The following is a 26,058-nucleotide window of genomic DNA, read 5'->3' on the forward strand; positions in this document are numbered from 1 at the left end:
AAAAAGCCCGCGCATCCCAATGAATGCGCGGGCTTTTTAGTTGCTTATTCGGGTGTCAGCGATCTTCGGAAATGCCAGGTTCAAAGCCTTCCGCTGTCTGTCTGATGGCATCGGCCAATGCCGAAGCTGATTGTGCGCCCATAACTGCATATTTCTGGTCGATGATGAAGCAAGGTACGCCACGCACGCCGATGCGGTTTGCCGTGTCAATTTCCTCGCGGATCGCATCTTTATCGGCATCGCTTTGCAGAAGGCGAGCAACGATTGGCGCTTCCATGCCGATGCTTGCAGCGGCATCTACGAGAACATCGTGATCGCCTATATCCTGTCCTTGCTCGAAATAGAGTGAGAACAGTCTGCCCACGAGCTTGTCTTGCAATCCTGGGCCAGCCTGTGCCGCCCAATGAATTAGGCGATGCGCATCAAGCGTGTTGGGCGCGCGACTAATCGCTTCAAAATCAAAAACGATGTCGTTTTCTTCGCCTAGCTCCACAAGCTGCTTGTGAATATCGTCAATCTTAGAACCGGTACCAAACTTTTCGCGCATATAGGCCTGACGATCCTTGCCTTGTGCAGGGATTGCTGGGTCGAGCTGATAAGGACGCCAGCGCACTTCAGCATCGACTTCGGGCGCTAATTCAAGTGCCTGTTCAAGTCGTTTCTTGCCTACGAAACACCAAGGGCAGACGACATCAGACACAACGTCGATGGTGATTTTTCTTCCGGTCATAAGGTGCTCCATTCGACAAGCGGGATTACAGCGCTCCCGCTTGCATAGATTTTACTTTTAAAATGTAGGGTGAATTATAATGCGTTCAACCGGTATCAGGGAGTGAGTTTCCACCATGTCGGCAATTGATAACCGTAGAGTGAGGTCTTTTCCGGATGACCGATCTGGTCCCAACGCGCAACCCACTGATAAGGCAGATAATACAGTGGAATGTAATAATTTCCGGATATCAGAATACGGTCGAGTGCGCGTACGGCACTGACAAAATCTGCCCGCTCACGCGCTGCAAGCATGGCTTCGATCATGGTATCCACTGCTGGATCTGCAACGCCCGGGTAGTTGAAGCTTCCCTGTGCATCACGCGATGCCGAGCCCCAGCGCTGCCATTGCTCATTGCCGGGAGATAGCGAGCCGGTTAAGGCCCCAAGGATCATGTCATAGTCGAAGGTTTGCAGCCGCTGCTGGTATTGTGCATCGTCGGCGCTCCTGATCTCGACATCAATACCGAGACGCGCGAGATTGCGCTTATAGGCCAGCGCTACTTTTTCTTCATCTGGCGAACGTGTCATGATTTCAAACTGCAAAGGCTTGCCGGATGGGTCGATTGCCTTGCCGTGCTCGAATGAAAAGCCAGCTTCCGTTAGAAGCTCATAAGCTTGTTTGGCTGGCCCCCGATCATGTCCTGTTCCATCGGTGGTAGACGGATGCCAAGCGCCTTCCATGACGTCTTGGCGCACCGCTTTTGGAAAAGCTGCGAGCAGTTCACGCTCTCGCGCATCGGCGGGTTTTCCAATGGACGACAGTTCAGAGCCTTCCCAGAAACTCTGCAAACGCTTGTACTGGTCGGCAAAAAGATTTCGGTTAGCCCATTCGAAATCAAACAGTAGTCCGAGTGCCTGTCTGACACGTGGATCTTCAAACACTGGGCGTCGCGTGTTGAAAACAAATCCCAGCATGTTTGCGGGTGTGCCTTTTTCAAAGTTTTCTTTGACGATTTTTCCCTGTGTCACTGCGGGGAAATTATAGGATTTTTCCCAGCGTGTTGGGTTTGCTTCGATGAAAACGTCAAGAAGTCCCTTTTTGAAAGACTCAAACAACGCAGTTTCATTGCGATAATATTCGATACTGAATGTATCAAAATTATCGAAGCCCCGACGAACAGGTAGTTCTTTGGCCCAATAGTCAGGGTTCTGCTTGTAGATAATCCGCTGGCCGGGCTGTACGCTCGATACAATATACGGCCCGCTGCCAACCGGTGGCTTAAGCGTGGAATTGCCAAAGGTAGCCGGATCAATTGCGTGCTTTGGCAGAACTGGCATTGTCCCGGCAATCAGCATCGGAAATTCACGATCAGATTGCTCGTTAAAGTTAAATCGCACCGAGCGTTCACCGGTCTTTTCGATCTTGTCGATGCGGCTCATGCGATTGTTAAACGGCGGGCGGCCTTTTTCAGTCAGAATGTCATAGGTGAAGAGCACATCATCCACAGTGACAGGCTCGCCATCAGACCATTTTGCTTTTGGGTTTAGTGTAAACTCAACCCATTTGCGCTCCGGATCAATCGCGACTTTTTCAGCCAGTAATCCATAAAGGGTGAAGGGCTCATCGCGGGATCGCTGCATAAGCGTTTCATAGACAAGATTGCCAAAGTCCTGATCGCCAAACAAGCCGCGAGCTGTCGTGCGCATGCTTTTCAGCACAAATGGATTGAGGCTATCGAAAGTGCCAACAACGCCCATTCTGAGCGTCCCGCCTTTTGGTGCATCGGGGTTGGCGTATGGGAAATGAGTGAAGTCAGCGGGCAGGGCCACATCACCATGCATTGAAAGTGCATAATCTGGCGCGGAATTGGTTTCTGCATGCGTGGGAGCCGACGCTGTAAAAATGCCGATCAGGCTTGCCAAAGCTGTGGTGCGGAAAAGAGCAAACAATTCAGTCAACTTTCTCGCGTCCTCGTTCAACTTAATTGGTTCATTGTAAATAAGCGTGAGAACTTACATTTGATTCGTATGGCGAAATTAGCATGAACGTTGAACTTGTGCGGATTAAGAGCGTGTCTGGCGCGTGACAGTGCAGATTAAAACAAAAAATATGTCGTATTTTGCTCTTTGATTGCATACGACCATCTGGATTCATGTGTGAAGTCGTTGTAACACGGCCCTCGGATTGGGATGATAAATTCCAGAGGTCACGCTGTTGCCGCATTTTCAAATCAGTGACGGTCTATCGCTGACTCAAACCAGAGACCGGAAGATCAAAGCCTTGGAAGGAAACTGTTGATCATGACCAGCACGAAGACAATCGCTGCCGCATCCGCATTTGCCGGCGCGTTCGCCCTGCTTGCTTCTGCGACGATGCCTGCAGCCGCACAGCAGCAGCCGCCACAGGGCTGGTTCAAAGTTTGCTCGAAGCAGGAAGACAATGACATCTGCAACACGCAGAACATTATCACTGCTGACTCCGGCCAGTTGCTGACCGCTGTCAACCTCATCGAGATTAAGGGTAAGATTAACCGCAAGATTTTTCAGGTTACCGTTCCAATCGGTCGCTTGATTCCTGCGGGGGTTGGTCTTCAGATCGACAATGCCAAGCCAACGAAGCTTGAATATGGCATTTGCTTCCCAGATCGCTGCATTGCCGAAGCACCGCTTTCGGACGAGCTGATCAATGCTCTTAAGAAGGGCACCAAGGTTACGCTGACTTCGGTTAACTACCAGAACAAGCAGAACCCGATTCCTGTTGCATTGACCGGTTTCTCGGCAGCGCTTACTGGTCCAGGCCTTAAGCAGTCTGAACTTGAAGAACGCCAAAAGGAACTTCAGGACGCTGTTGCAAAGCGCCAGAAGGAATTCGAAGAAAAGATGAAGGCTGAACAGGCCAAGGCAAAAGGCGCAGCTAACTAAGCAGCGCTATATGCGAGAATTAAAAAAAGGGCGCTTCAAGCGCCCTTTTTGGTTTGTCAGTTTTTATATGTCTCAGTTTGCGTGAAGCTTGACGCGATAAGAGCCATTTTCGAGCTTATCAAACATTTCGCCAATTTGCGGATGACGCAGAGGTTCATCACTAAAGTCTGGCACAAGATTTTGCTCAGAAACATAGGCCGTATACTCGGACTCCGAGTTTTCTGCCAGCAAATGATAGAATGGCTGATCGCGGTGCGGACGCGTTTCTTCTGGAATGGATTCGTACCATTCTTCCGTGTTCGCAAATTCAGGATCAACGTCGAAAATGATCCCGCGGAAGGGAAACAGACGATGTTTAACGACCTGTCCGATCTGAAACTTAGCGTGTTTTATCTGTGCCATACTCATAAGACATATGTAGTTCACCGCTCACAAAAATAAAGCTGCGGGAGATTTCAGGATCGAATTTTAACGCGATTGGCTACTTTTTTACTTGGCTTCCGCGATCAGATAGTTTCGGAAACTGCGGTAGAAACCTGGAAAATCCGCTACCGGGCCGTAAACCTTCGCGCATGAAGAACGCACGAAGCGGTGCAAACGAACGCAACATCTCCAACCCCACACCGCGAGCAATCTGTGCTGGCAACATTGATGACAATAGCGAGCGGTTCAGCGCATCGACTGAACCAGTGCGTGCCAGAATATCAGGGCGGCGGCCACGATCATAAGCGCGGATCACACGATCTGAACCGGGGTCAGAAGGATTGCTTGCAATGGCTTTAACGAGCATTTCTACATCACGCGTTCCGAGATTAAGTCCTTGCGCGCCGATAGGCGGAAAGACATGGGCTGCTTCACCGATCAGAATTGTGCGCTTGGCTGCGAATGATAAAGGCACCATACCTGATAGCGGCCACGCTTGCGGTTGAACATCAATTGTGATCTTGCCAAGCATGAATTGCATCATGTCTTCAATATGTTGAGCAAGGATGCTCTCATTTAGCGCAAGCAAATAATCTGCCCGCTCAGGGTTGACGACCCAGACGAGACTTGAGCGTTTACCTTTGAGCGGAACCTGTGTGAATGGTCCTTCTTCGGTATGAAACTCGGTCGAAATATTCTCGTGTTCGATCTCATGTGCGAAGGAAAGCACGACCGCTGTCTGCGGATAGCTCCAGCGACGGGTGCGAATATCTGCTGCTTCCCGCGCTGCTGAATTTCGTCCATCAGCGGCCACGACCAAACGCGTATGCAGTGTATCGCCACCTGCAAGCGTGATGGTTATGTGATCGTCGTTGTTACGATATTCAATCGCCGTGTTCGTTATCCGCGTGATGTTCGCATTTCTCGCAACGGCGTCAGAGAGCTTCTGGTTCAGGGCAGCATTGGGGATATTATAGCCGAATGCGACTTCATCAATTTCACCTGCACGGAACGTCACAGTTGGGCTGCGGATAAGCCGCTTTGTGGCATCAACGATACGCATTGATGCGAGGGGAGCAGCGACTGGGGCAATATCTTCCCACACGCCGATTTCTTCGAGAAAGCGGATGGCCGGCATCATAAGCGCTGTTGTACGGCGGTCGTGAATGTCTGTTTCCGGGCCGAGCAATGCTGTGCGATAACCTTTGGCGCTAAGTGCGATCGCCGCCATCATTCCGGCAGGACCACCGCCGCTGATCGTGATTTCAGTGAGGGGCTTATCTACAATCACATCATTCATAATGCTCTATCCCTGACCGACAAAACTCCGGTCCAAAGCGATTCTTATCGCATCGTATTTGTGTTCATTTAATCGTAAGTGATGGTCAAACGCCATTGCCGCAACCACTAAAACCCAATCTTTGGTGGAATGAGGGCGGTTTTGTCTCATGACTTACTTGCGCTTTTGACCTTATTCGGGGAAAGCTTTTTTAACAGAGTATGGCTTTCGATGGCTTGGTGCCCGAAAGTCTTATCTGCCTCCCAATGCTGTTTTTAGCGCGTGGGATGGCGATCAAGAGAAATGGCGAGCGACGTGAGAAGCAAACTGACCGGAAAATTAAAAGCTAAGAAAGTGACAGCGCCTCAGGCGAAAGCATTTTCTGTGCACCTGCTCACCGCATCGGGTTCATTTCTTGCTTTTTTGTCTATCGTCGCTGCGAGTGACGGTCGCTACACTGCAATGTGGTGGTGGTTGGGACTGGCGCTGTTCGTCGACGGCATTGACGGACCAATCGCCCGCAAACTCGAAGTCAAATATGTGCTGCCCAACTGGTCAGGCGAACTGCTTGATAACATCATCGACTATGTGACTTATGTTTTGATACCGGCCTTCGCGCTTTATCAAAGCGGGTTTATGGGGACTAACCTGTCCTTCATATCAGGCGCGATCATCGTCATCACCAGCGCGATTTACTATGCCGATACGGGCATGAAGACCAAGGAAAACTTCTTCAAGGGTTTCCCGGTAGTCTGGAATATGGTGGTGTTTACGCTGTTCATTGTTCGTCCGGGCGAATGGGAAGCCTTTGCTATCGTTGTTCTGTCGGCAATTCTTTCATTCCTGCCAATCAGCTTCTTGCATCCGGTGCGCGTGGTGCGTCTTCGCCCGCTCAACCTTTCGATCTTCTTGCTATGGTGTGCATTCGGTGCGGCTGGCCTTTATTATATGCTCGATGCGCCGCTTTGGGTGCGGGTCGGTATCACCGTGACAGGTCTTTACATCTATTTCATCGGTGCAATCATGCAGTTTTTCCCTAATCTTGGCCGAACGGCTACGGTGATTGCGGCTGAACAGGCTGCCAATGCAATGAAAGCAAAGACCGGAGAAGCATCATGATCAATGCAATTCGCGTGCACCAGACAGGTGGCCCGGAAGTTCTGCAGTATGAGAAGATCGAAATCGGTGAACCGGGCGCTGGCGAAGTTAAGGTGCGCCATCAGGCGATTGGTCTGAATTTCATTGATGTCTATTTCCGCACCGGACTTTATAAGGCGGCGCAGATGCCATTCATTCCCGGTAATGAAGGTGCGGGCATTGTTGTGGCCGTTGGCTCCGGCGTTGAAAATCTCAAATTGGGTGATCGCGTTGCTTATGCGGCGACACCGGGTTCTTATGCTGATGAGCGCATTCTGCCAGCCGACAGGCTCGTTAAAGTGCCGGATGGCATCGAACTAAAAACTGCTGCCGCAATGATGCTGAAAGGCATGACGGCGCAGTATCTTTTGCGCCAGACGTTTGTTGTGAAGCCGGGGAATACAATTCTCTTTCACGCGGCAGCCGGTGGCGTAGGGCTAATTGCTGGTCAGTGGGCCAAACACCTTGGTGCAACCGTTATTGGAACAGCAGGTTCCGAGGAAAAAGTCGCGCTGGCTAAAGCGCATGGCTATGACCATGTGATTAATTACCGTACTGAAAACTTTGTCGAACGCGTCAAAGAACTGACGGGTGGTGACGGCGTGGACGTCGTCTATGACTCTGTTGGTCGTGATACCTATATGGGGTCGCTTAATGTTTTGAAGCCGCTTGGTATGTTTGCGTGCTTTGGCCAATCATCCGGGGTTATTCCGCCGTTTGATCTTAATCTGCTTGCGCAAAAAGGCTCGCTTTTTGTAACGCGTCCGACTTTGTTCAATTATGTTGCAAAGCGCGCTGATCTGGAAAAAACAGCGAATGATCTTTTTGATGTTGTCTCACGCGGTGCTGTGAAGATCGAAATCAACCAGTCTTATGCGTTGAAAGACGTTCGCAAGGCTCATGAAGACCTCGAAGCACGTAAAACCACCGGTGCGAGCATCTTGCTTCCATAGGTCTGAATACAATCGGGAAACATAACGGCGGTGTGCATATGTCCTCCGCCGTTTTCTTTTTAGCTTTTCAAGTGTGACCTTGCTGGATAAGGTTATCCAAAAATAAGCTCGGGGAATAATGTCAGCGCCTTCAACCGACCGACCTCTTTTAGATGTCCGCCGGCTCACCAAAGTATTTGGTCAGCTTCGGGCCTGTGACGCCGTTGATCTCGTTATCGCGGAAGGTGAAATTCATGCGCTTCTGGGTGAGAATGGTGCAGGCAAATCAACCTTTGTAAAAATGCTGTTTGGTGCGCTGCAACCTCTGGAAGGCGAAATCGTCTGGAAGGGTGAGCGCGTTACGATTACCGAACCCGCAATGGCAAGGCAGCTTGGCATCGGTATGGTTTTCCAGCATTTTTCCCTTTTTGACTCGCTCACTGCTGCCGAGAACATTGCGCTTTCGCTTGATGGTTCCCTGTCGCTTTCTGAAGTGGCAAAACGTGCCCGCGATGTGGGGCAGGCCTACGGTCTTCCAATCGATCCACAAGCCCATGTGGGCGATCTGTCGGTTGGCGAGCGTCAGCGCATTGAGATTGTTCGTTGCCTGTTGCAGGAACCGGATTTGATCATTCTTGATGAACCGACATCGGTTCTCACTCCGCAGGAAGCTGACCGCCTGTTTGAAACTCTTGACCGCTTGAAGGCTGAAGGTAAGTCGATCCTTTACATCAGCCATCGCCTTGAAGAGGTGAAGCGGCTTTGTGATCGCGCCACTGTGCTGCGTCATGGCAAGGTTGTTGCACATTGCGATCCGAGGCAGGAAACGGCTGCATCGCTGGCGCGTATGATGGTTGGCAATGATATTAAAGTCGTCGCACGCAGCCCGATTGAAGCTGTTGAACAACAAGCGTCACCGCTTTTTGAGATGAGAAATCTGTCGCAAGCGCCGCGTGGCCCTTTCTCAACTGCACTCAACAATATTTCGCTTGGCATTCAAGCTGGGGAAGTTGTCGGCATTGCAGGTGTTGCTGGCAACGGGCAGGGCGAGTTTTTTGAAGCCATTTCCGGTGAGGTTCTGCAAACATCCGCATCAGCGGTGCGCATTCGCGGCACGGATGCAGGCAAGCTTGGCATTAGCGACCGCCGAATGATGGGCGCTGCCTTTGTGCCAGAAGAACGGTTGGGACATGGTGCTGTTCCGGCTCTCTCATTGACGGATAATCTCTTCCTTTCGCGTTATAAAACCGATGCCAAGGCCTTCATGCGCGGTGGCAAGCTGAAGCTTATTGCTGAAAGCGCTTTGCGGTCGGCTGCACAGCGCATCATCAAAACAATGGATGTCCGCAAGAGCGCAGAAAACCCGCCAGCTTCAGCCTTGTCCGGCGGTAATTTGCAGAAGTTTATTATCGGACGCGAGCTGGATCGCGCTCCATCGGTGATGGTTGTCAATCAGCCGACATGGGGGGTGGATGCCGGTGCAGCGGCGCATATCCGCCAAGCGCTTGTTGATCTCGCACGCTCTGGTTCAGCAGTGCTCGTGATTAGTCAGGATCTAGATGAACTGCTTGAAATCAGTGACCGTATTGTTGTCATGAATCATGGCGCGCTTTCCGACCCGATGCCAATCGCAGATGTAACATTGGAAAAGATCGGCCTTTTGATGGGCGGCGTTTCCGGTACAGATCAGGCGGGGGCAGCGTGATGCGTATTGAACTCGTAAAACGCCCGCAGCCATCGAAGATCTTTAGTGCCATCTCACCTTTGCTCGCTTTGGCGCTGACGTTGGTTTTTGGTGGTATTGCCTTTGCGCTGATGGGCAAAGATCCGCTTCATGCGCTCTACGTTTTCTTTGTCGAACCGTTGTTTGATATCTGGTCGTGGCATGAATTGCTGGTGAAGGCTACACCGCTTATTCTCATTGCAGTGGGTCTTTGTGTCTGCTTTCAGTCCAATAACTGGAATATCGGTGCGGAAGGCCAGTTGATCATTGGCGCAGTGACTGGCTCGATTTTGCCCGTCATGTTTCCCGATCTTCAGATGTGGATTGTGCTGCCGTTGATGATGTTGATGGGCATGGCGGGCGGTGCTGCCTATGCGTCCATTCCTGCACTGCTGAAAGTCCGCTTTAACACCAATGAAATCCTGACCAGTCTGATGCTCGTTTATGTGGCGCAGCTTTTTCTCGATTGGCTGGTACGTGGCCCTTGGCGCAACCCGGAAGGCTATAATTTCCCGGAAACGCGTCAGTTTAATGCAAGCGCCGTGCTGCCAGAAATCTGGAGTGCATCTGGACGCGCGCATTGGGGTTTCATTTTTGCAATTGTTGCCGCAATCGTCGTTTGGTTTTTGCTTGCCAAAACGCTGAAAGGCTTTGAGATCAAGGTCATAGGCCAAAGCCCTCGGGCAGGGCGCTTTGCTGGCTTTAGTCGTGGCAAGCTTGTCTTTTTTGTCTTTGCTGTTTCGGGCGCGCTGGCAGGTCTCGCGGGTATTGCTGAAACATCGGGCGCTATAGGCCAGCTTCGTCCAGTCATCTCGCCCGGGTATGGCTTTACGGCCATCATCGTCGCCTTCCTTGGCAGGCTCAACCCCATTGGTGCAATTGCAGCAGGTTTCGTGCTGGCACTTTCTTATCTGGGCGGCGAGGCTGCACAGGTTTCCATCGGCATATCCGAAAAATCCGCGCGCGTGTTTCAGGGCATGATCCTTTTCTTCGTGCTCGCTTGCGACACACTTATTCATTATCGCATCCGCTTCATTGCCGGACGCGCAGCAGGAAAGGCCTGATCAATGGATTTGACACAGGCAATCCTTCTCACCATTGCGACCGCTGCAACACCTTTGCTGATTGCAGCTATTGGTGAACTGGTCGTCGAGCGCTCCGGCGTGTTGAACCTCGGCGTCGAGGGTATGATGCTGATGGGGGCGGTTTCCGGCTTTGCCGCCGCTCAATTCACTGGGTCTGCATGGCTTGGCATGATTGCCGCCATTTTCGTAGGAATGGCATTTTCCGGCATATTTGCATTTCTAACATTGACGCTTGTTACCAATCAGGTTGCAACTGGTCTGGCGCTCACCATTCTTGGTATTGGTGCATCAGCCATGCTGGGCGAAAGCTTTGTCGGTATGCCCGGTGTACGGCTGGATGCGATCAGCATTCCGTATCTCACGGAAATTCCCTATGTGGGACGCTTCCTGTTCGGTCAGGACCCGATATTTTACATCTCCATTCTTCTTGTCATTGGCGTGACTTGGTTCCTGTTCCGTACGCGGGCAGGCCTGCAATTACGTGCTATCGGAGACAATCATGGCTCTGCTCATGCGCTTGGTGTGCATGTGGTTCGCACGCGCTATCTCGCAGTGCTGTTTGGCGGCGCTTGTGCCGGACTTGCCGGCGCGCAGTTGTCACTGGTTTATGTGCCGCAATGGGTTGAAAACATGTCGGCAGGGCGAGGCTGGATTGCACTTGCGCTCGTGGTGTTTGCTTCATGGCGTCCGTGGCGTGTTCTGATCGGCGCTTATCTTTTCGGTGCGGTTACCATTGGCCAGCTTCATGCGCAGGCACTTGGTTTCGGTCTTCCGTCGCAGTTCCTGTCGGCCTTGCCCTATATCGCGACCATTGTGGTTCTGGTCATCATCTCGCGCAACAGGCGTTTGACGATGATGAACACGCCTGCGTCGCTTGGCAAACCATTTGTGCCGGACAGGTAGATACGAGTTCTGAACGGCAGTCCGGCTCCCACTGACTGCTGTTTTGTTTTGAGGGTGATAACAAGGAGTGCAGGGAACATGAAAAAGACGCTGTTGGCGATTGCCACTGCAGCCAGCTTTATGCTTGGCGGAGCGGCTCATGCAGAAGATAAGCTGAAAATTGGCTTCATTTATATCGGACCTCCGGGCGACTTCGGCTGGACTTACCAGCATGACGTTGCGCGTAAGGAAATGATCGAAGCTCTTGGCGACAAGGTCGAAACGACATTCCTGGAAAACGTGCCGGAAGGTGCGGATGCTGAGCGTTCGATTGAGCGTCTTGCGCGTGCTGGTAACAAGCTGATCTTCACGACTTCTTTCGGCTATATGGACCCAACCATCAAGGTTGCTGCCAAATACCCGGATGTGAAGTTTGAACATGCAACCGGTTACAAGACCGCTGACAATGTTTCTGCTTACAATGCGCGTTTCTACGAAGGTCGCTATGTGCAGGGTCAGATCGCAGCGAAGCTATCGGAAAAGGGCGTTGCAGGTTACATTGCCTCTGTGCCAGTGCCGGAAGTTGTGCAGGGCATCAATTCCTTCATTCTCGGCGCACAGTCGGTCAACCCTGATTTCAAAGTCAAGGTGATCTGGGTGAACTCGTGGTTTGATCCTGGCAAAGAAGCTGATGCTGCCAAGGCACTGGTTGATCAGGGCGTCGACATTCTGACCCAGCATACCGACTCGACTGCTCCTATCCAGGTTGCACATGAGCGCGGTATCAAGGCATTCGGTCAGGCTTCGGACATGATCAAGTTTGGTCCTGAAACCCAGCTCACAGCAATCGTTGACGATTGGGGTCCATACTACATCGACCGCGCTAAAGCTGTTCTCGACGGTAAATGGAAAAGCCAGAACATCTGGTGGGGCATGAAGGAAGGCCTCGTTAAGATGGCGCCTTACACCAATATGCCTGATGACGTGAAGAAAATGGCTGAGGAAACTGAAGCCAAGATCAAGTCTGGTGAATTCAAGCCATTCACTGGTCCTATCAAGAAGCAGGACGGCTCCGTCTGGCTCAAAGAAGGCGAACAGGCTGACGATAAGACATTGCTTGGTCTGAACTTCTACGTCGAAGGCGTAGACGACAAGCTGCCGCAGTAAGCTGCAATCCAATAATTAAAAAAAGGGCGCTTATGGCGCCCTTTTTTGTAATGTATTTTTAATTATTCAGCTGCGTCAGCAGGTGACGCATTGAGCAAGCCGTAGCGTTCTTCGCCGATCTTGCCAAGCAGTTCCAGCTGGGTTTCGAGAAAGTCGATGTGACCTTCTTCGTCAGCGAGAAGCTGATCAAAAAGCTGCTTGGAAACATAATCGCCGAGTTCGTCGCAGATTTCACGTGACTTCTTATAAGAAGCGCGTGCGTCGTACTCGCCAGCGAGGTCAGCTTCGAGGACTTCCTTGACGTTCTCGCCAATGCGCAATGGTGCGAGTGTCTGAAGGTTTGGGTGGCCTTCAAGGAAAATAATGCGGTCGATGATCTTGTCCGCATGCTGCATTTCTTCGATGGATTCTTCGCGTTCTTTCTTAGCAAGACGCGTGAAACCCCAATCGTTAAGCAGACGATAGTGCAACCAATACTGGTTTACAGCGCCTAATTCGAGAAACAGTGCCTCGTTAAGCCGCTCGATGACCTTTGGTTCGCCTTTCATTCCAAGAACTCCCGAATTTGTCTCGTAGAGAACGTACACGATCCATAAACAGGATCACGTTTTCGTCCATTTGATTGTGACGAAGATGATATTCTTCGGTCACCCTTATGATCGTTTCTACGACATTTGGGAAGCAGCCACAGCAGCGGCCACTCTTGGACATGGCATTAAAGACGGTTCCAGGCACGATTAAACGCCAGCAATCTTCATCAAGAAGTTGCGTAATAACGGCTTCGATATCTTTTTGTGTAATAACGTTGCAGCTGCAGACTAGCATTTAAAAGAAACTCCAGCATCTGCAATGCTCTGTGACTGTAAAAAATTCACAAGATGGAGTGGGCGTCTTTGTTCGTTGCTGCTCATAACATCAAAAGCACTGTTTAAAGCGCGTTTTTTAACTTCAATATTGGCAATACGCCACTCTGAACCAAACAAAGGTTCCTCCAATCGCAGGGGTTAAAGGCCCGAACATCAAAGGTAGTCTTAGGTAAGTCTTTTAAAACCCACCAGTTTCAGTCAGGTTATGGCTGTATGGTGGCCGTTCTGTCAAATTTTATGTTTTTGAAACGTTCTAAAAAACAATAACTTAGAATAATTCTAAATATGAGTTAACCGCCCATCTTTAAACGCGAATTAGACTTTTACATAAAGAAAAACAGGGCAGTTTTAGCCCTGTTTTGAATTTATGCGCCATTTCGCCGCATCATGTGGAAAACCGCCTTTAAAGGCGGTTTAGATGCCTTCAACAGCTTCGAATCCCTCGAACTGAGGTGGGCCAGCATAAAGCGGCTTGGTGTTGCCGGCATTGCGATGCGCGTTGCGGAACTGTTCTGATTTCGTCCAGAACACGAAATCGTTTCGCGTTTTCCAAACTGTGTGCGAGGAGTAAAGCGTATAGCCTTCTTCTTCATTGGTTGCGCCGCGCAGAAGATGGAAGCTTTCAAAACCTGGCAACTCTGACAGTTGCGAGTCACGGCTGCGCCAAACGGTTTCGAATTCGGCTTCATTGCCGACGATTACTTTGAAGCGGTTCATTGCGATGAACATTGCTGATCCTTACTTTCAAAGAGGGACTGGCTACAAATTGATCGCAGGACAATTGCACAGATGGCGTGGTAAGTCCTGATAAAGTTCCGGCGAGTGCAGTGGTAGGGACTGCACTCGCCGCGTCGTATCTCGGGATATGAAGACCACCACAGCGGTCAGAGATGAGTGGACTTCGTAGACACGACGATCAATGTTCGGGAGGCTTAGGCCTCCCGAATGTTTTTAGAACTGGAACTGTGTAGCGACGAGGAATGTACGTCCCTGACCTGATCCAGATGTGCTGAGGAATGGTGTGTAAGTCTTGTCGAACAGGTTGTTAACTTTGAGTGTCAGATCAACGTTATCGGTAAACTTATAGTTTGCGAAGATGTCGACCAGACCATAACTTTTATCTGTCGTCGTAACACCTGTGTAACCTGCAACTTCTCCCGTTGAAACGTAGCTGTAGCGTCCGCCGACAGTAAGCTTACGTTCGAGGAAACGAGCGCCACCTGACAAAGAGAAAATGTTGTCTGGAAGATACTGGCTTGCACCCAGTCCAGGCATAATTGGAGGCAAGTCGGCCTTCGTATAGGTGTATGTTACCCCAGCGAATGCAAATCCAGCATCATAAGCCGCCTGAAGTTCCACGCCCTGTACACGTGAATCTCCATCAACATTTGTGTACCATGTCTGGCAGTTCGGGCCGAATGGATTACAGCCATTGTAGCCGGTGCTTACAATGTAGTTTTCGACGTTCATGTTATAGTAGTTGGCTTTAATTCTCAGGCTGTCACCTGCAGTCAATAGGTCGTCTTTGCGAATATTCGCGCCGATTTCCCAGCCTCTCTGCTTTTCAGGCTCTAAGTCTGGATTTGCGCGAAAACCGACCTGAGTGCTGCCTGGATGAACGCCACCAACCATCGTTTCCTGAAGAGTTGGACTACGCATTGAATGTGAATATGTCACATAAGGCTGCAGCCAGCTTGTTGCATTGACTGCGAGGGTGATGCGCGGATCTAGCGCGTTAAAGGATTTGTCAACGAGAGAGGTGCCATCAGTTGCGTCACCTTCCAGACTGTAGAAGTTATAACGCAAACCGACAGTCAGGTCAGCAATTCCGTATGATAAGGTCGTATCCGAAAAGACCGCGCCAGTTGTGCTGCGCCCATTGTCTGGATTAACGCCGGTTTTTTCCCCAGTCACTTTATCGCGGAAATATTCAACGCCGTAGTTCCATTTAATGGCAACTTCGTTGACGTTAAAACGTGAAGTGTTGGATATATCGAAGCCTAATCCTGTGTCCTTGATTTCGCGGTCTACAGCCGATGTTGCATTTGATGTAAGGCCTTTGCCATAGTTCATATCAAGGCGATTATAGTAACCATTTAGATGGAAATCGATGAGATCATTATCTGCTGGATTATAGCTATAATTTGCAGTCAGGGTTCGATTTTTGATGGTTTGATCGTAAGAATTGGCGCCGAAATCATTGTTATAGAGGACGCCACCTAAAGACAGTTTATGATCTTCGCCAAAGCCGAACTCAGTTTTAATAAGACCAGACGTCAGCTTTTGCCCAGTATTGTTCTGCTCAATGCCATCGCCATTTTTGTAGTTATCAGAATCCCTATGGCTGATCGCTCCCGCAATGCCCATCGAATTGACACGAGCACCACCTGCGATCATCTCCGAGAAGCCAACACCGTTGCTACCCCATGAAGCTCGGCCCAAAACACCATATTGCTGACCTGGGCGCACAATGTCATCAACGCCCAACGTGCGAAGATTTACGCTGCCAGCGAGACCGCCGCCACCAAGGCCGGTAACCGCACCTCTGCTCACATCAATATCTGCGAGAAGATTAGAATCCACATATGTAAAACCAGAAGCTTCATGTCCTGTAAACCGGAAATTTTGGCGAACGCCGTCAATCATTGTATTGACGCGTCCAGAGCCTTCGAAGCCGCGAATATTCACAGCAACACCGGGTTGCGAGCCGTTGATGCGTGTAAATGTACCCGGAACATCGCGAAGCAAGTCATCGAGTTTCACATCGCCATAACGATTGATTTCTTCTTTTGAAACAGCACTGACTGCAGCTGGCGTCGAATATGGTGCATCGCCTTTAGCTGCCGTTGGATTCTGGATTGTAATTGTTTTCAACTCAACACCATCGGCTTCGCTTGCAGCAGCTTTTTGCTGCGCATATGCGCCCGATGCAATCGTAGTAAGGATCACTGCCAAGCCCGTGCTCGCCAAAAATGACCGCTTATGTTCCCCGTTTATAACCCGCATTGCCTAGGTTCTCCAAAAGGCCACAGAAAATATCCCACGTCTAAATGGAAGTGGGAAAGTTAAATTTTTCAATAGGTTACGTTCTTCCCATCCCGAGGGAAGTTGTGGCGCTGGCTGGAAGGAGAACCTTCGGGCTTGCTCTGGAAAAAAAGAGAATTAAACTTGACTCGATTAATCCAGTAAGGCAGTGATTATTAAACATGACTTATGATGTCAACTAATGATTTGTTGGGACCAAGTCAGTTAACAAGAACGGCTCCATAACTGGTGCAGAGGCAGTAAAATGAACAGGCGAATCCATATCGACATGCAGGTGCGGTTGCCGCGTGAGCGCGTCTCCAGCCGCATGCCCGAACTCCAGTCGCGTCTAGATACGACAGGACAGGTCAAATCGCACACTTCTGAACAGTCTTATGAATCGCAGCTTAAAACTTATGGCAGCCGTGAACTCTTCAACGGCTCTCGTGAAGTGGCGATAGAGCACGGCGGCTCTCTCTATCGTTTGAAAATCACCCGTCAAGGCAAGCTCATCCTTAACAAGTAGGCAACAAAAGATGACGACCCAAACCAAGCCCTCCCCAGAGCAAATACTCAAGGCACGGGCAGATAACCCGAAAATGCGCGAACGCGATTTTGCGCAAAGCCTCGGGATATCAGAAGCCGATTTCATTGCGGCTTACACAGGTGCAGATGCTGAAAGCTTGATTTCCGCCCGACGCATCCGTGCCGATGTTGAAACTCTGCTTAAACATGCGCCTTCGCTCGGCGAAGTCATGGCGCTAACGCGCAATGAAAGCGCTGTGCACGAGAAGATCGGCCCATTCGAAAAAACGATTTGGGGTCCGCATGCATCGCTGACACTCGGCAAAGAAATTGATCTCCGTATTTTCCCGAGGCATTGGGTGCACGGTTTTGCTGTCGCAAAGCCGGATGGCGAACATATTCGTCGTAGCCTTCAGTTTTTTGATGCTTCGGGCGAAGCGGTTCATAAAATCCATCTGCGTCCTGCATCCAATCTGGAAGCATATGAGCAGCTTGTTTCAGAACTTCTGCTTGATGATCAGACGCCTGCGATTGAAACAAAGCCAATCGCTGCCAAAGCTGAGAAAGCGGACGTTTCAACTGTTGATGGCGATGCGTTCCGCGAACGCTGGGGTGCGCTCACCGATGTTCACCAGTTTATTGGTCTGCTGAAGGATTTTGGTGTTGACCGTCATCAGGCCGTGCATCTTGCGGGTCAGGATTTCGCATGGCGCGTTGATCTGTCAGCGGTTGAAGCCATGATGAACCATGTGGTGCAGGAACAGATTCCGATCATGTGCTTTGTCGGAAGTCGCGGTTGCATTCAAATCCACACCGGTAAGATTGCAGAAATTAAGACGATGGGCCCATGGCTCAATGTACTTGACCCGACTTTCCATCTTCATCTGCGCGCGGATCACATTGCTGATGCATGGGTTGTTCGTAAACCTACCAAGGATGGTCACGTCACTTCGCTTGAAGCCTACGATGCCAATGGCGAGATGATTATCCAGTTCTTTGGCGAACGTCATGAAGGCGAGGCTGAACTGGCTGATTGGCGTATGATCGCAGAAAATCTGCCGCGCTTGCCACAGTCGTCTGCCGCTTAATACAAACAGGATTTAAGTCTTTGTTTTAATGCGGGTTCCGGAGATGGTTTCCATTTCCGGAATATGCATGTGAAGGGTTCAAAACATGTCAATGATTGGTTCAAGCATCGGTCGCTATACGGCTTTGGCTGTCCTTGCTACAACCGTTGCGTTCAGCGGGTTTGCAAAAGCGGATACAGTTGAGAAACTTGCGGATAGCTCCCGGGTTGTTTCGGTCGGTGGCGCTGTGACAGAAATCGTCTATGCGTTGGGCGCAGGCGATAAGCTCGTCGCACGTGATCAAACTAGCACCTATCCTGAACAAGCGCGCGAACTGGTCGATGTTGGTTATATGCGCCGCCTGTCGCCGGAAGGCGTTCTTTCGGTCAATCCGACCGGCATTTTGATGTCGGAAGGCAGTGGCCCGCCGGAAACTCTGGAAGTCCTCAAGAAGGCATCTGTTCCTATTGTTATGGTCCCGGAAGCATTTACGGGTGAAGGCGTCATTGCCAAGATTGATGCTGTCGGTAAAGCGCTTGGGCTTGAAGATAAGGCCAAGGAACTTGCAGCAAACGTCTCGCGTGATCTTGAAGCAGCTGAGAAGATTTCGGCCAATCAAAACCCACGTAAGCGTGTGCTTTTCATCATGTCTGCACAGGAAGGACGCATTATGGCGTCTGGAACTGGCACTGGTGCCAATGGCATCATTACGCTTGCGGGCGGTGCAAATGCTATCGATTCATACCAGGGTTATAAGCAGCTGACAGACGAGGCCGTTGAAAAGGCTGCTCCTGATCTGATCCTGACGATGAATATTGGTAAAGACAGCGTTCAGAAAGAAGACCTTCTGAAAAATCCTGCTTTGGCCAATTCGCCTGCGGGCCGCAGCGGTAACATTGTTCAGATGGACTCACTCTATCTGCTTGGCTTCGGTCCACGTACAGGTGCTGCCAGTCGTGAATTGTCTGAAAAGCTCTATGGCAAACAGGCCGCAAACTAAGAACTGTGCCTGTTTCGTTTGAGTACGGGCAGGCATATCGCGGAAACGCGCAATAAGGACATATAGAAATGACTAGCCATGACCGCACGGCAAAACCCGGGGGCTTTGTTGTGCGTGATCAAGCCGCCGATAACCATGTCGGTGATCGTTCAGCCCGCGCACGCCTTGCTATCGTTGTTCTTGCGATAGCCCTTTGCGTGACAGCCCTTTTCAGTCTTACTGCGGGTGCTTCTGATGCATCGGTTTTGACTGTTCTGCGTGAATATGTTTTCGGCACGCAGGAGAGTGCAGATGCCTTCAGGCGTGATCATCTGATCATTATGGAAATACGCTTGCCGCGCATCATCATAGGCATATTGGTGGGGGCGTCACTTGCCGTTTCAGGTGCTGTAATGCAGGGATTGTTTCGCAATCCACTCGCTGATCCGGGCCTTGTGGGTGTTTCGGCTGGTGCAAGCTTGGGTGCAGTTTCGATGATTGTCCTTGGTGGAACAACGCTTGCGCCGCTTTATATGTTGCTCGGTCTTTATGCTTTGCCACTGGCTGCGTTTGTTGGCGGGTTGATCACAACGCTTGTTCTGTATCGCGTTGCGACGCGACGCGGGCGAACATCTGTCGCTACAATGCTGCTTGCCGGCATCGCGCTTGGGGCACTGACCGGCGCTGCGACTGGTGCGCTTGTCTATATTTCCGATGATCGCCAGTTGCGTGATTTGACCTTCTGGGGGCTAGGCTCGCTTGCGGGCGCTACGTGGGGCAAGATTGGAACGGCTGGCCCGATTATTATGGTTGTCCTATTCGCTACGCCGTTTCTTGCACGTGGTCTAAATGCGCTTGCATTGGGCGAGGCAGCTGCGGGTCATCTCGGCATCCCCGTTCAGCGTATTAAAAATGTGGCTATCGTGACCGTGGCGGCTGCGACTGGTGCGACGGTCGCAATATCGGGTGGCATCGGCTTTATTGGTATCGTTGTGCCCCACATGCTGCGTTTGAGCATTGGCCCCGATCATCGCTATTTGTTGCCTTCGGCAGCACTGCTTGGTGCGATCATGCTTTTGCTGGCAGATGCGGTCAGCCGTACCATTGTCGCACCCGCTGAATTGCCTATTGGCATTATTACGGCAGTTTGTGGTGCTCCTTTCTTCCTCTGGATATTGCTGCGTCAGCGCGGCGTTCTCGACCTGTGAGGCGCGTGATGATTGAAACCAAAAACTTAAGCGTTTCTATTGGCAAAAAGTCGATTATTGAGAATGTCGATTTTGTTGCGCGTCCCGGTGAGGTGACAGCCATCGTTGGTCCGAATGGCTCGGGCAAGACAACATTGCTGCGCGCGCTGTCTGGCGATATCGCTTATACGGGATCGGCTTATTTGGATGGTGAGGATTTCAGCAGCATTAAGCCATGGCGCATGGCAGCACGTCGTGCGGTGCTTCCACAGGCCAGCGCTTTATCGTTTCCATTCACAGTTCGCGAAATTGTGCATATCGGTCTGACAGGTGGATTCAGCGGTGTAACCGGTCCTGAACAGGAAAAATTGCCTGATCTCGCCTTAGCAAAAGTCGATCTGGCTGGCTTTAGCGGTCGGCTTTATCAGGAATTATCCGGGGGCGAGCAGCAACGTGTCCAGCTGGCCCGCGTTTTGTGCCAGGTGTGGAAGCCCGTTGTGGATGGGCAACCCCGCTATCTGTTCCTTGATGAGCCTATTTCCAGCCTCGACATAAAACATCAGATTACGGTGATGGAAATTGCACGTGATTTTGCGGCGGCAGGTGGTGGGGTGATTGCCATTCTTCATGATCTCAATCTTACCGCCATGTTCGCCGATAGTATTGCCGTCATGCATAAGGGAAGGCTTGATACCATCGGCACGCCGCAAGATGCTTTGACCGACGATCGGCTTGAACGGGTTTATGAATGCACGTTGCGAGTTGGTGTCCAGCCGGCACAAGGGGTTCCTTTCGTGCTACCACAATCGGCTTACGCTGCGTCGCACTGAACGAAATCGTAAAATAAAAAGGCTGAGAACCAAGTTGGTTTTCAGCCTTTTTCAATTCAGCACATTATAGAAATTTAGCTGGCAACGCGCTCAACTTCAAGATCTTCATCAAGGCCGAGCAAAGCACGAACATTCGGACGAGCCTTTATGAGATCGTCGATGCTGTACTTCATCAAAACGCCGAAGAAGGCATTAAGCGCTTCACGCAGAGCTGAGTTCAAGCCGCAGCTGTCAACGAGCGGGCATTCCGTGGCGTCGTTCTCAAAACACTCTGCCATCGCAAAGTTTTCTTCGGTCACGCGTACAACGTCGAACAGTGAAATATCTTTTGCTGCGCGTCCAAGGCGTACACCACCGTTACGACCGCGCACCGTTTCAACCAGCTTGTGTTCAACAAGTGGCTGCAAAATCTTAAAAAGAAAAAGTTCGGATACGCCATATGCACGGGCGATTTCCGGCACACGACTCAATTTGCCGTCATTGGCGGCACAATACATAAGCATGCGAATGGCATAATTCGTCTGACGAGTAAGACGCATTTATTATTCCTTTCAGCACATCCTCGAACTTTATGATCGGGGTTTTCCCATTCACAAGCTCTGCTTTTGTTACGTCACATACTTCGTGGGTTAACCGTGGATGGTTAGCTTTTGAGCGTATGTGCCAAGCGCGTGCGTTTATTTCGATTCCACTTTAGAACTATTCTTAAAATATATGAAGTGATTTATCACCTTTAAAGGGTAAAAAACGACTTCTTTTCATCACGTCACCGCGATCATGTATTCAAATCAATGCCGGTCGACTGACAAACATCAATCCATTGCGCCGAAACGAGTTCGGCCATTTTTTGCGGAGCGATCCTTACCGCGCTGTTCGTTGCGCCTGCTGCAGGTACAACTTCTTCATAGGACTTGAGCGACAGATCACAATAAACGGGCAGGGCGCTTGGTAAACCAAATGGACACACACCACCGACTGGATGGCTTGTTTCGCTTACCACGCTTTCCGCATCCAGCATGCGCGGTTTGCTTCCAAAATGGTCTTTAAACTTACGGTTATCGATACGTGCATCGCCACGTGTTACAATGAGAATGGTCTGGTCTTTAGCCGTAAACGATAATGTCTTCGCGATCTGCCCCGGTTGCACGCCATGCGCCTCAGCAGCAAGTGCGACTGTCGCAGTGCTGGTCGGTAATTCAATGATATCGATTTCCGGTGCCTTCTCCGAAAAGAACGCCTTGACCGATTCCAGACTCATAGGTTCCCTTTTCTTTTATGAGTATGAATATCAAGTTTATGCATTATAGATAGAGAGTTCAATCCATAGAGCGAGTTTTTACAAATCTATATAAGTGACAGATTGCCGCTGCCTTTATTTGTAATCTCTATTATGTCGAGATTGCTTAACTTAGACATTTTTGTCTAAGTTGCATTTATTTATATAGTATTTTATCTATAGTATTATTGTTGGACTTTAAAATTCATCAATAATTATATTCGGACGTCGAGGTATATATTTATTTATCGCAATACCCCTTCCTGTTTGGGGAAGGGGCAATGCGTTGTTGTCATGGGTAAATTATGAATTGCTTGGCTCAATAGCTTTATCAGCTTCTTGTTTTTTTGCCTCTTTGTCTTTGTCATAATGCCACTTTATAGCAAAAAACATGGCGATGCCTAAAACGACAAGCTTGAATCCGCCGGCGACTATCGGGAACCATTCCATTTTATGAATATTTCCATGCTGTTAATTTCGTCGCGAGCTTTAGCAGAATACGATCATTCAAACAGCTTAATTTTAACAATTTAATTTGAAGAGGTTGTTCGGTTGGGCGTCCTCTTATTGCTGTTTAGGGTTACTCTACGGTCTTCTGCCAGTTCTCAACGCGTAGTGTTTGTGTTGATAGCAGGAAAGAAGCTTACCAAAGTGCAATTAGTGCAATAGCGTAAGTCATCTACAAAAATATGAAACGCCACAAAGCTACTCAACCGGAACGACAATCAAAGCCGAATGTGCTGCCGCACATGATTTTTGTTCAGAGGCCCATGGCACCTGTTTTATCAGGTCATGAATGGTGCTGAAAATAGCGTGCTGATGCGTATCCTCCTTCACAATCGGATTGCTCTGGAAATTTATTCACAAGTCATGCTTTGGATGAAAACAAAAGTTGCAGAACAAGTTGACGTCGCCATAAAAGCTGGTAAGTACTCATCCGATAATTGAATGGGTGGCAAATCAGTATCCATACTGAATTTGAGCTTTTCTGAAACCGAGAAAAGCATAACCATTTCAATCGCGTGGAGGGGTGGCCGAGCGGTTTAAGGCACCGGTCTTGAAAACCGGCGTGCAGGAGACTGTACCGTGGGTTCGAATCCCACCCCCTCCGCCATTTCCCCTTCCCTGAAATTCCAGATCCATCAAAAAAACCTTGCAATTACGGGCTTTTACGCCGATTATCACTCTGCGTCCTTCCATGTACGTATCCGGCAAGCCAGTCAAAAAGCGTATATAATGTGTATACGCGATCGGAGAAAAGCGTATATCGCGGCGCCTTAATGTGTATACGTCACGAGGGCCGAAAATGTTGACAGATGCTGCAATCAAAAGAGCTAAATCTAAAGACAAGTCCTATCACCAAACAGATTCGAACGGACTTTCGATTCTCATTATGCCGACCGGTTCAAAAGTTTGGCGTTATCGTTATCGTTTCAATTCCAAGGCGAAGATGATATCTTTCGGCCCGTATCCTGAGGTCTCGCTTGCTGAAGCTCGGCAACATCGGGAAGAGGCCAGAAAGCTGTTGCGATCTGGCGTCGATCCGTCTGCTGCCAAGAAGAAACAAAAGCTCATGAGGCCTAACGAAGCGTCTACTTTTGAAGCGATTGCCCGGGAATGGTTTAATCTTCAGAAGAGTTCGTGGAGTGAGCGTCATGCAGATGAAGTCATCCATACATTGACGCGTGACGTATTTCCCGATCTCGGTCATATGCAAATTACTGAGATTACGCCGCCTGAGGTATTAAGTGTTCTGCGTAAAATTGAAAAACGCCCTGCGATTGAGACAGCACATCGCGTGCGTCAGCGTATGTCAGCTGTTTTTGTTTTTGCTATAGCGATTGGAAAAGGTAGTTCTGATCCCGCGTCGATCGTTCAGAAGGCGCTAGCGCCGATTAGGAAAGGTCGTCATCCGGCTGCTGCCACGCTCGAAGAAGCACGTGCAATCATTCAAGCAATAGATGGTGAAACGGCGCATCCAGTCACGCGACTTGCAATGCGTATGCTTGCTCTTACCGCCGTTCGGCCTGGTTCATTGGCGGCGACGCCATGGAGCGAGTTTGCAGATGTTGATGAGGACAATCCAGTCTGGACTATTCCTGCTGAACGTATGAAGATGACAAAGGCGATGAAGAACGATGATCGCAACGACCATCGGGTACCTTTGTCACGGCAGGCTCTCGAAACAATTAAGGCCGTTCGCCTGTTGACAGGTAAAGGGCCGTACGTATTTCCCAACGCGCGAAATGCACATAAGCCTATGAGTGAAAATGCGCTGGGTTACCTTCTCAATCGGGCCGGGTATCATCACCGACATGTTCCTCACGGTTGGCGCGCGACATTCTCGACAATTATGAATGATAATTTTCCAGCTGATCGTTTTATTATCGACGCGATGCTCGCTCACAAACAAGACGATAAGGTTGAAGCAGCATACAATCGTGCAAGCCATATGGCGCGCCGACGGGAGCTTGCTCAAATATGGGCTGACATGCTCCTTGATGGTATGTTGCCGGCATCAGATTTGCTTGTAGGCCGCCGTCGATCAGCTCAAAGAATATTCGGCAAGATCAATTAAAGTGTATTTTTAAGGGGGGCGTTGCCCTTCTGAGGGGAAGAGATGCTGAAATATGAAGAGATAAAGCGCGTCGCTTGAATAGACTGAATTGCGACGCGCTCTTGTTTTGGCCTAAGACATTGCTTCAATGCCGAGGTAGTGTGGAAATCCAATCATCCATTTCATCGGATCTCCACCGAACAGAGCTGCCTCCGAGTTTCAGGGATTGTGGAAATCTTCCCTCTGACATCCATTTATAAATGGTGGCACGCCCGAGGCCAGTCAGCTGCATCACCTCCGGCAGTGCCAGCAAACGGAAATTTGATGGACTTCCTGAGATGTCACAAAATAGCTTTTCTTTATTGTTATGCATGGATCATCATCCTTTTTGTTAATATCGGTCGACCCATACATAGCCAGCAGACCAGATCGTACGCACGACCCTTGCGGCTTGTTGCCTGTTGCCTTTATCGCAACATGTTATATCGTGCACAGTGCATATGTTGTTCGCCCTGGCCCTTTGGCTATGGATGGATCAACCATCTTAAGGCGGCGGACTGTGTTGGTTCGTCGCCTCTTTTATAGTGTCATTAGCAAGTTGTTAAAAAGCAAGTGCTCCGTAAAAGTTTCTCATGCGGATTTTAGCCAAATATCACGACTCGTATAAGTATTTGTTTTTAAATAATAAAATTGACTGCGCAACAGTTTCCTATTTTTAGCCACATTTGCGACTCATTTCCGACATGCTTTTTTACTAGGCAAATTCAAGGTCAATTATTTTCTAATCTTTTGAGAAAACTGATTGGAAAAATTATTTTATAATTTCCTCTATTCAATATTTTATCAGAGTTTTAAAAGTGATTTTATTCGTGTAAAAAATATAAAATATGTTTACTGATCAGATTATTTACTGCTACAATTCAGCTAGTGAATTTAAAATCAATCATTAGAGAAAATCATAAAGCATTGAATTTAATCAAAAAAAGAGAATGATTAAAGTTTAGGAAAAAAATTTCAAGAAAAAATAAGAACTCACGCAGACCTTTTTTTAAAAAAATTAATCAAATTGGTTAGAAATTGGGTAGGATTAAGATGGCTCTATATTTTTTTAGAAATCGGTTTCAAAAATCGTAGTTCAGAGATCGAAAAAAATATAAAATAAAAAAGTCGATAATAATTTTATAAAAAATCTATTTCTGGATCTCAAAAAAAGACAGAATATTTTAAAAAATTATTTTTCTCTATGATAATTTAGGTTTCTAATCGGAAAATAGATAACATCACAATTTCGTGATTTATGGCATTTCTCATCATTTTATCGTTTTGGCGTTGCTTTGGGATGGATTTTCTGTCGTCTTATCGCTTTCATACTCATAAACGTCATTCAGTTTGTGTCGTCTTTTCGGAAAAACTCGAATAGTTGCTTCATTTTTAGAAACAGGCCGAGCGTACCCGGCCTGTCATAACGATTTGCAGTTATTGAATT

Annotated in this window: 25 protein-coding genes, 1 tRNA gene and 1 pseudogene; 15 read left to right on the top strand and 12 right to left on the bottom strand. The window is 49.2% G+C overall.

Features of this window, described 5'->3' with window-relative positions; all coding sequences use genetic code 11:
* Positions 1–55: 55 nt before the first annotated feature.
* Together WH356_RS16745 and WH356_RS16750 are read right to left on the bottom strand one after the other, a co-directional pair.
* Complete coding sequence (locus WH356_RS16745; RefSeq protein ID WP_339512799.1) at positions 56–730, bottom strand: DsbA family oxidoreductase; 675 nt, start codon at positions 728–730, stop codon at positions 56–58.
* A 95-nt stretch (positions 731–825) separates the two neighbouring features.
* Positions 826–2,553, bottom strand: a complete 1,728-nt coding sequence (locus WH356_RS16750) for an extracellular solute-binding protein (protein WP_339512874.1) — start codon at positions 2,551–2,553, stop codon at positions 826–828.
* A gap of 459 nt (positions 2,554–3,012) precedes the next feature.
* On the opposite strand from WH356_RS16750, the gene WH356_RS16755 reads away from it, so the two are divergent.
* Complete coding sequence (locus WH356_RS16755; RefSeq protein ID WP_250042387.1) at positions 3,013–3,633, top strand: invasion associated locus B family protein; 621 nt, start codon at positions 3,013–3,015, stop codon at positions 3,631–3,633.
* A gap of 72 nt (positions 3,634–3,705) precedes the next feature.
* On the opposite strand, the gene hspQ is transcribed toward WH356_RS16755, so the two are convergent.
* Positions 3,706–4,041 carry a heat shock protein HspQ gene (gene hspQ / locus WH356_RS16760; protein ID WP_339512801.1) on the bottom strand — a complete coding sequence of 112 codons (336 nt, stop codon included), beginning with the start codon at positions 4,039–4,041 and terminating at the stop codon, positions 3,706–3,708.
* A gap of 73 nt (positions 4,042–4,114) precedes the next feature.
* Entirely contained in the window at positions 4,115–5,356 is a 1,242-nt protein-coding gene (locus tag WH356_RS16765; RefSeq protein ID WP_339512804.1) for a UbiH/UbiF family hydroxylase, read from the bottom strand.
* 282 nt (positions 5,357–5,638) lie between these two features.
* On the opposite strand from WH356_RS16765, the gene pcsA reads away from it, so the two are divergent.
* From pcsA to WH356_RS16795, 6 genes are all read left to right on the top strand, one after another.
* Positions 5,639–6,454: a phosphatidylcholine synthase gene (gene pcsA, locus WH356_RS16770; RefSeq protein ID WP_339512806.1), complete on the top strand. Its 816-nt coding sequence runs from the start codon at positions 5,639–5,641 to the stop codon at positions 6,452–6,454.
* Positions 6,451–7,425, top strand: a complete 975-nt coding sequence (locus WH356_RS16775; RefSeq protein WP_339512808.1) for a quinone oxidoreductase family protein — start codon at positions 6,451–6,453, stop codon at positions 7,423–7,425. Before pcsA ends, WH356_RS16775 begins: the two co-directional genes overlap by 4 nt.
* 118 nt (positions 7,426–7,543) lie before the next feature.
* Positions 7,544–9,109 (top strand): ABC transporter ATP-binding protein, encoded by a 1,566-nt coding sequence (locus WH356_RS16780; RefSeq protein ID WP_339512810.1) that lies wholly within the window; start codon positions 7,544–7,546, stop codon positions 9,107–9,109.
* Complete coding sequence (locus tag WH356_RS16785; RefSeq protein ID WP_339512812.1) at positions 9,109–10,191, top strand: ABC transporter permease; 1,083 nt, start codon at positions 9,109–9,111, stop codon at positions 10,189–10,191. Before WH356_RS16780 ends, WH356_RS16785 begins: the two co-directional genes overlap by 1 nt.
* Positions 10,192–10,194: 3 nt before the next feature.
* The gene (locus tag WH356_RS16790; RefSeq protein WP_339512814.1) at positions 10,195–11,115 is read left to right on the top strand and encodes an ABC transporter permease; all 921 of its coding nucleotides are present in this window, start codon (positions 10,195–10,197) and stop codon (positions 11,113–11,115) included.
* A 78-nt stretch (positions 11,116–11,193) separates the two neighbouring features.
* A complete protein-coding gene (locus WH356_RS16795; RefSeq protein ID WP_339512816.1) occupies positions 11,194–12,261 on the top strand; it encodes a BMP family ABC transporter substrate-binding protein in 1,068 nt (355 codons plus the stop codon).
* 62 nt (positions 12,262–12,323) lie between these two features.
* Here WH356_RS16795 and bfr read toward each other — a convergent pair whose 3' ends face one another.
* From bfr to WH356_RS16815, 4 genes are all read right to left on the bottom strand, one after another.
* Positions 12,324–12,809 (bottom strand): bacterioferritin, encoded by a 486-nt coding sequence (bfr, locus tag WH356_RS16800; protein WP_339512818.1) that lies wholly within the window; start codon positions 12,807–12,809, stop codon positions 12,324–12,326.
* On the bottom strand, positions 12,775–13,086 hold the full coding sequence (locus tag WH356_RS16805; protein ID WP_339512820.1) for a (2Fe-2S)-binding protein: 312 nt from the start codon (positions 13,084–13,086) through the stop codon (positions 12,775–12,777). Before WH356_RS16805 ends, bfr begins: the two co-directional genes overlap by 35 nt.
* Positions 13,087–13,541: 455 nt before the next feature.
* On the bottom strand, positions 13,542–13,856 hold the full coding sequence (locus WH356_RS16810; protein ID WP_339512822.1) for an antibiotic biosynthesis monooxygenase family protein: 315 nt from the start codon (positions 13,854–13,856) through the stop codon (positions 13,542–13,544).
* Positions 13,857–14,078: 222 nt separating this feature from the next.
* Positions 14,079–16,076, bottom strand: coding sequence for a TonB-dependent receptor domain-containing protein (locus WH356_RS16815; protein ID WP_339512876.1), 1,998 nt, complete (start codon positions 16,074–16,076; stop codon positions 14,079–14,081).
* A gap of 340 nt (positions 16,077–16,416) precedes the next feature.
* Between WH356_RS16815 and hemP the strand changes: the two genes are divergently transcribed.
* From hemP to WH356_RS16840, 5 genes are all read left to right on the top strand, one after another.
* Entirely contained in the window at positions 16,417–16,677 is a 261-nt protein-coding gene (gene hemP, locus WH356_RS16820; RefSeq protein ID WP_339512824.1) for a hemin uptake protein HemP, read from the top strand.
* Between the two features lie 10 nt (positions 16,678–16,687).
* Positions 16,688–17,764, top strand: a complete 1,077-nt coding sequence (locus WH356_RS16825) for a hemin-degrading factor (RefSeq protein WP_339512826.1) — start codon at positions 16,688–16,690, stop codon at positions 17,762–17,764.
* Between the two features lie 85 nt (positions 17,765–17,849).
* Positions 17,850–18,743: a heme/hemin ABC transporter substrate-binding protein gene (locus tag WH356_RS16830; protein ID WP_339512828.1), complete on the top strand. Its 894-nt coding sequence runs from the start codon at positions 17,850–17,852 to the stop codon at positions 18,741–18,743.
* 68 nt (positions 18,744–18,811) lie between these two features.
* Positions 18,812–19,930 (top strand): FecCD family ABC transporter permease, encoded by a 1,119-nt coding sequence (locus WH356_RS16835; protein WP_339512830.1) that lies wholly within the window; start codon positions 18,812–18,814, stop codon positions 19,928–19,930.
* 8 nt (positions 19,931–19,938) lie between these two features.
* Positions 19,939–20,739 carry a heme ABC transporter ATP-binding protein gene (locus tag WH356_RS16840; protein WP_339512832.1) on the top strand — a complete coding sequence of 267 codons (801 nt, stop codon included), beginning with the start codon at positions 19,939–19,941 and terminating at the stop codon, positions 20,737–20,739.
* Positions 20,740–20,813: 74 nt separating this feature from the next.
* On the opposite strand, the gene rirA is transcribed toward WH356_RS16840, so the two are convergent.
* The 3 genes from rirA to WH356_RS16855 all read right to left on the bottom strand — a co-directional run bounded on the left by rirA (position 20,814) and on the right by WH356_RS16855 (position 22,465).
* A complete protein-coding gene (rirA, locus tag WH356_RS16845) occupies positions 20,814–21,278 on the bottom strand; it encodes an iron-responsive transcriptional regulator RirA (protein WP_339512834.1) in 465 nt (154 codons plus the stop codon).
* Between the two features lie 236 nt (positions 21,279–21,514).
* Positions 21,515–21,997: a YbaK/EbsC family protein gene (locus WH356_RS16850; RefSeq protein WP_339512836.1), complete on the bottom strand. Its 483-nt coding sequence runs from the start codon at positions 21,995–21,997 to the stop codon at positions 21,515–21,517.
* A gap of 321 nt (positions 21,998–22,318) precedes the next feature.
* Positions 22,319–22,465: a hypothetical protein gene (locus tag WH356_RS16855; protein ID WP_310011946.1), complete on the bottom strand. Its 147-nt coding sequence runs from the start codon at positions 22,463–22,465 to the stop codon at positions 22,319–22,321.
* Positions 22,466–23,039: 574 nt separating this feature from the next.
* Between WH356_RS16855 and WH356_RS16860 the strand changes: the two genes are divergently transcribed.
* The 3 genes and pseudogenes from WH356_RS16860 (at position 23,040) to WH356_RS16870 (ending at position 24,593) form a co-directional block, all read left to right on the top strand.
* Positions 23,040–23,129: transfer RNA gene (locus WH356_RS16860), tRNA-Ser, on the top strand.
* A 192-nt stretch (positions 23,130–23,321) separates the two neighbouring features.
* Positions 23,322–23,570: pseudogene (locus tag WH356_RS16865) on the top strand (Arm DNA-binding domain-containing protein); the annotation flags it as partial.
* Between the two features lie 18 nt (positions 23,571–23,588).
* A complete protein-coding gene (locus WH356_RS16870; protein ID WP_339512878.1) occupies positions 23,589–24,593 on the top strand; it encodes a tyrosine-type recombinase/integrase in 1,005 nt (334 codons plus the stop codon).
* A gap of 124 nt (positions 24,594–24,717) precedes the next feature.
* Here WH356_RS16870 and WH356_RS16875 read toward each other — a convergent pair whose 3' ends face one another.
* Positions 24,718–24,945 carry a helix-turn-helix transcriptional regulator gene (locus WH356_RS16875; protein WP_339512840.1) on the bottom strand — a complete coding sequence of 76 codons (228 nt, stop codon included), beginning with the start codon at positions 24,943–24,945 and terminating at the stop codon, positions 24,718–24,720.
* Positions 24,946–26,058 lie beyond the last annotated feature (1,113 nt).

The organism is Ochrobactrum sp. MYb379, from assembly GCF_037479515.1.
In the GTDB taxonomy this organism is placed as follows: domain Bacteria; phylum Pseudomonadota; class Alphaproteobacteria; order Rhizobiales; family Rhizobiaceae; genus Brucella.

Coding starts and splice junctions, on each gene's coding strand:
- WH356_RS16745 (WP_339512799.1), bottom strand. CDS start 730: ATGACCGGAAGAAAAATCACCATCGACGTTGTGTCTGATGTCGTCTGC.
- WH356_RS16750 (WP_339512874.1), bottom strand. CDS start 2,553: ATGCATGGTGATGTGGCCCTGCCCGCTGACTTCACTCATTTCCCATAC.
- WH356_RS16755 (WP_250042387.1), top strand. CDS start 3,013: ATGACCAGCACGAAGACAATCGCTGCCGCATCCGCATTTGCCGGCGCG.
- hspQ (WP_339512801.1), bottom strand. CDS start 4,041: ATGAGTATGGCACAGATAAAACACGCTAAGTTTCAGATCGGACAGGTC.
- WH356_RS16765 (WP_339512804.1), bottom strand. CDS start 5,356: ATGAATGATGTGATTGTAGATAAGCCCCTCACTGAAATCACGATCAGC.
- pcsA (WP_339512806.1), top strand. CDS start 5,639: ATGGCGAGCGACGTGAGAAGCAAACTGACCGGAAAATTAAAAGCTAAG.
- WH356_RS16775 (WP_339512808.1), top strand. CDS start 6,451: ATGATCAATGCAATTCGCGTGCACCAGACAGGTGGCCCGGAAGTTCTG.
- WH356_RS16780 (WP_339512810.1), top strand. CDS start 7,544: ATGTCAGCGCCTTCAACCGACCGACCTCTTTTAGATGTCCGCCGGCTC.
- WH356_RS16785 (WP_339512812.1), top strand. CDS start 9,109: ATGCGTATTGAACTCGTAAAACGCCCGCAGCCATCGAAGATCTTTAGT.
- WH356_RS16790 (WP_339512814.1), top strand. CDS start 10,195: ATGGATTTGACACAGGCAATCCTTCTCACCATTGCGACCGCTGCAACA.
- WH356_RS16795 (WP_339512816.1), top strand. CDS start 11,194: ATGAAAAAGACGCTGTTGGCGATTGCCACTGCAGCCAGCTTTATGCTT.
- bfr (WP_339512818.1), bottom strand. CDS start 12,809: ATGAAAGGCGAACCAAAGGTCATCGAGCGGCTTAACGAGGCACTGTTT.
- WH356_RS16805 (WP_339512820.1), bottom strand. CDS start 13,086: ATGCTAGTCTGCAGCTGCAACGTTATTACACAAAAAGATATCGAAGCC.
- WH356_RS16810 (WP_339512822.1), bottom strand. CDS start 13,856: ATGTTCATCGCAATGAACCGCTTCAAAGTAATCGTCGGCAATGAAGCC.
- hemP (WP_339512824.1), top strand. CDS start 16,417: ATGAACAGGCGAATCCATATCGACATGCAGGTGCGGTTGCCGCGTGAG.
- WH356_RS16825 (WP_339512826.1), top strand. CDS start 16,688: ATGACGACCCAAACCAAGCCCTCCCCAGAGCAAATACTCAAGGCACGG.
- WH356_RS16830 (WP_339512828.1), top strand. CDS start 17,850: ATGTCAATGATTGGTTCAAGCATCGGTCGCTATACGGCTTTGGCTGTC.
- WH356_RS16835 (WP_339512830.1), top strand. CDS start 18,812: ATGACTAGCCATGACCGCACGGCAAAACCCGGGGGCTTTGTTGTGCGT.
- WH356_RS16840 (WP_339512832.1), top strand. CDS start 19,939: ATGATTGAAACCAAAAACTTAAGCGTTTCTATTGGCAAAAAGTCGATT.
- rirA (WP_339512834.1), bottom strand. CDS start 21,278: ATGCGTCTTACTCGTCAGACGAATTATGCCATTCGCATGCTTATGTAT.
- WH356_RS16850 (WP_339512836.1), bottom strand. CDS start 21,997: ATGAGTCTGGAATCGGTCAAGGCGTTCTTTTCGGAGAAGGCACCGGAA.
- WH356_RS16855 (WP_310011946.1), bottom strand. CDS start 22,465: ATGGAATGGTTCCCGATAGTCGCCGGCGGATTCAAGCTTGTCGTTTTA.
- WH356_RS16870 (WP_339512878.1), top strand. CDS start 23,589: ATGAGGCCTAACGAAGCGTCTACTTTTGAAGCGATTGCCCGGGAATGG.
- WH356_RS16875 (WP_339512840.1), bottom strand. CDS start 24,945: ATGCATAACAATAAAGAAAAGCTATTTTGTGACATCTCAGGAAGTCCA.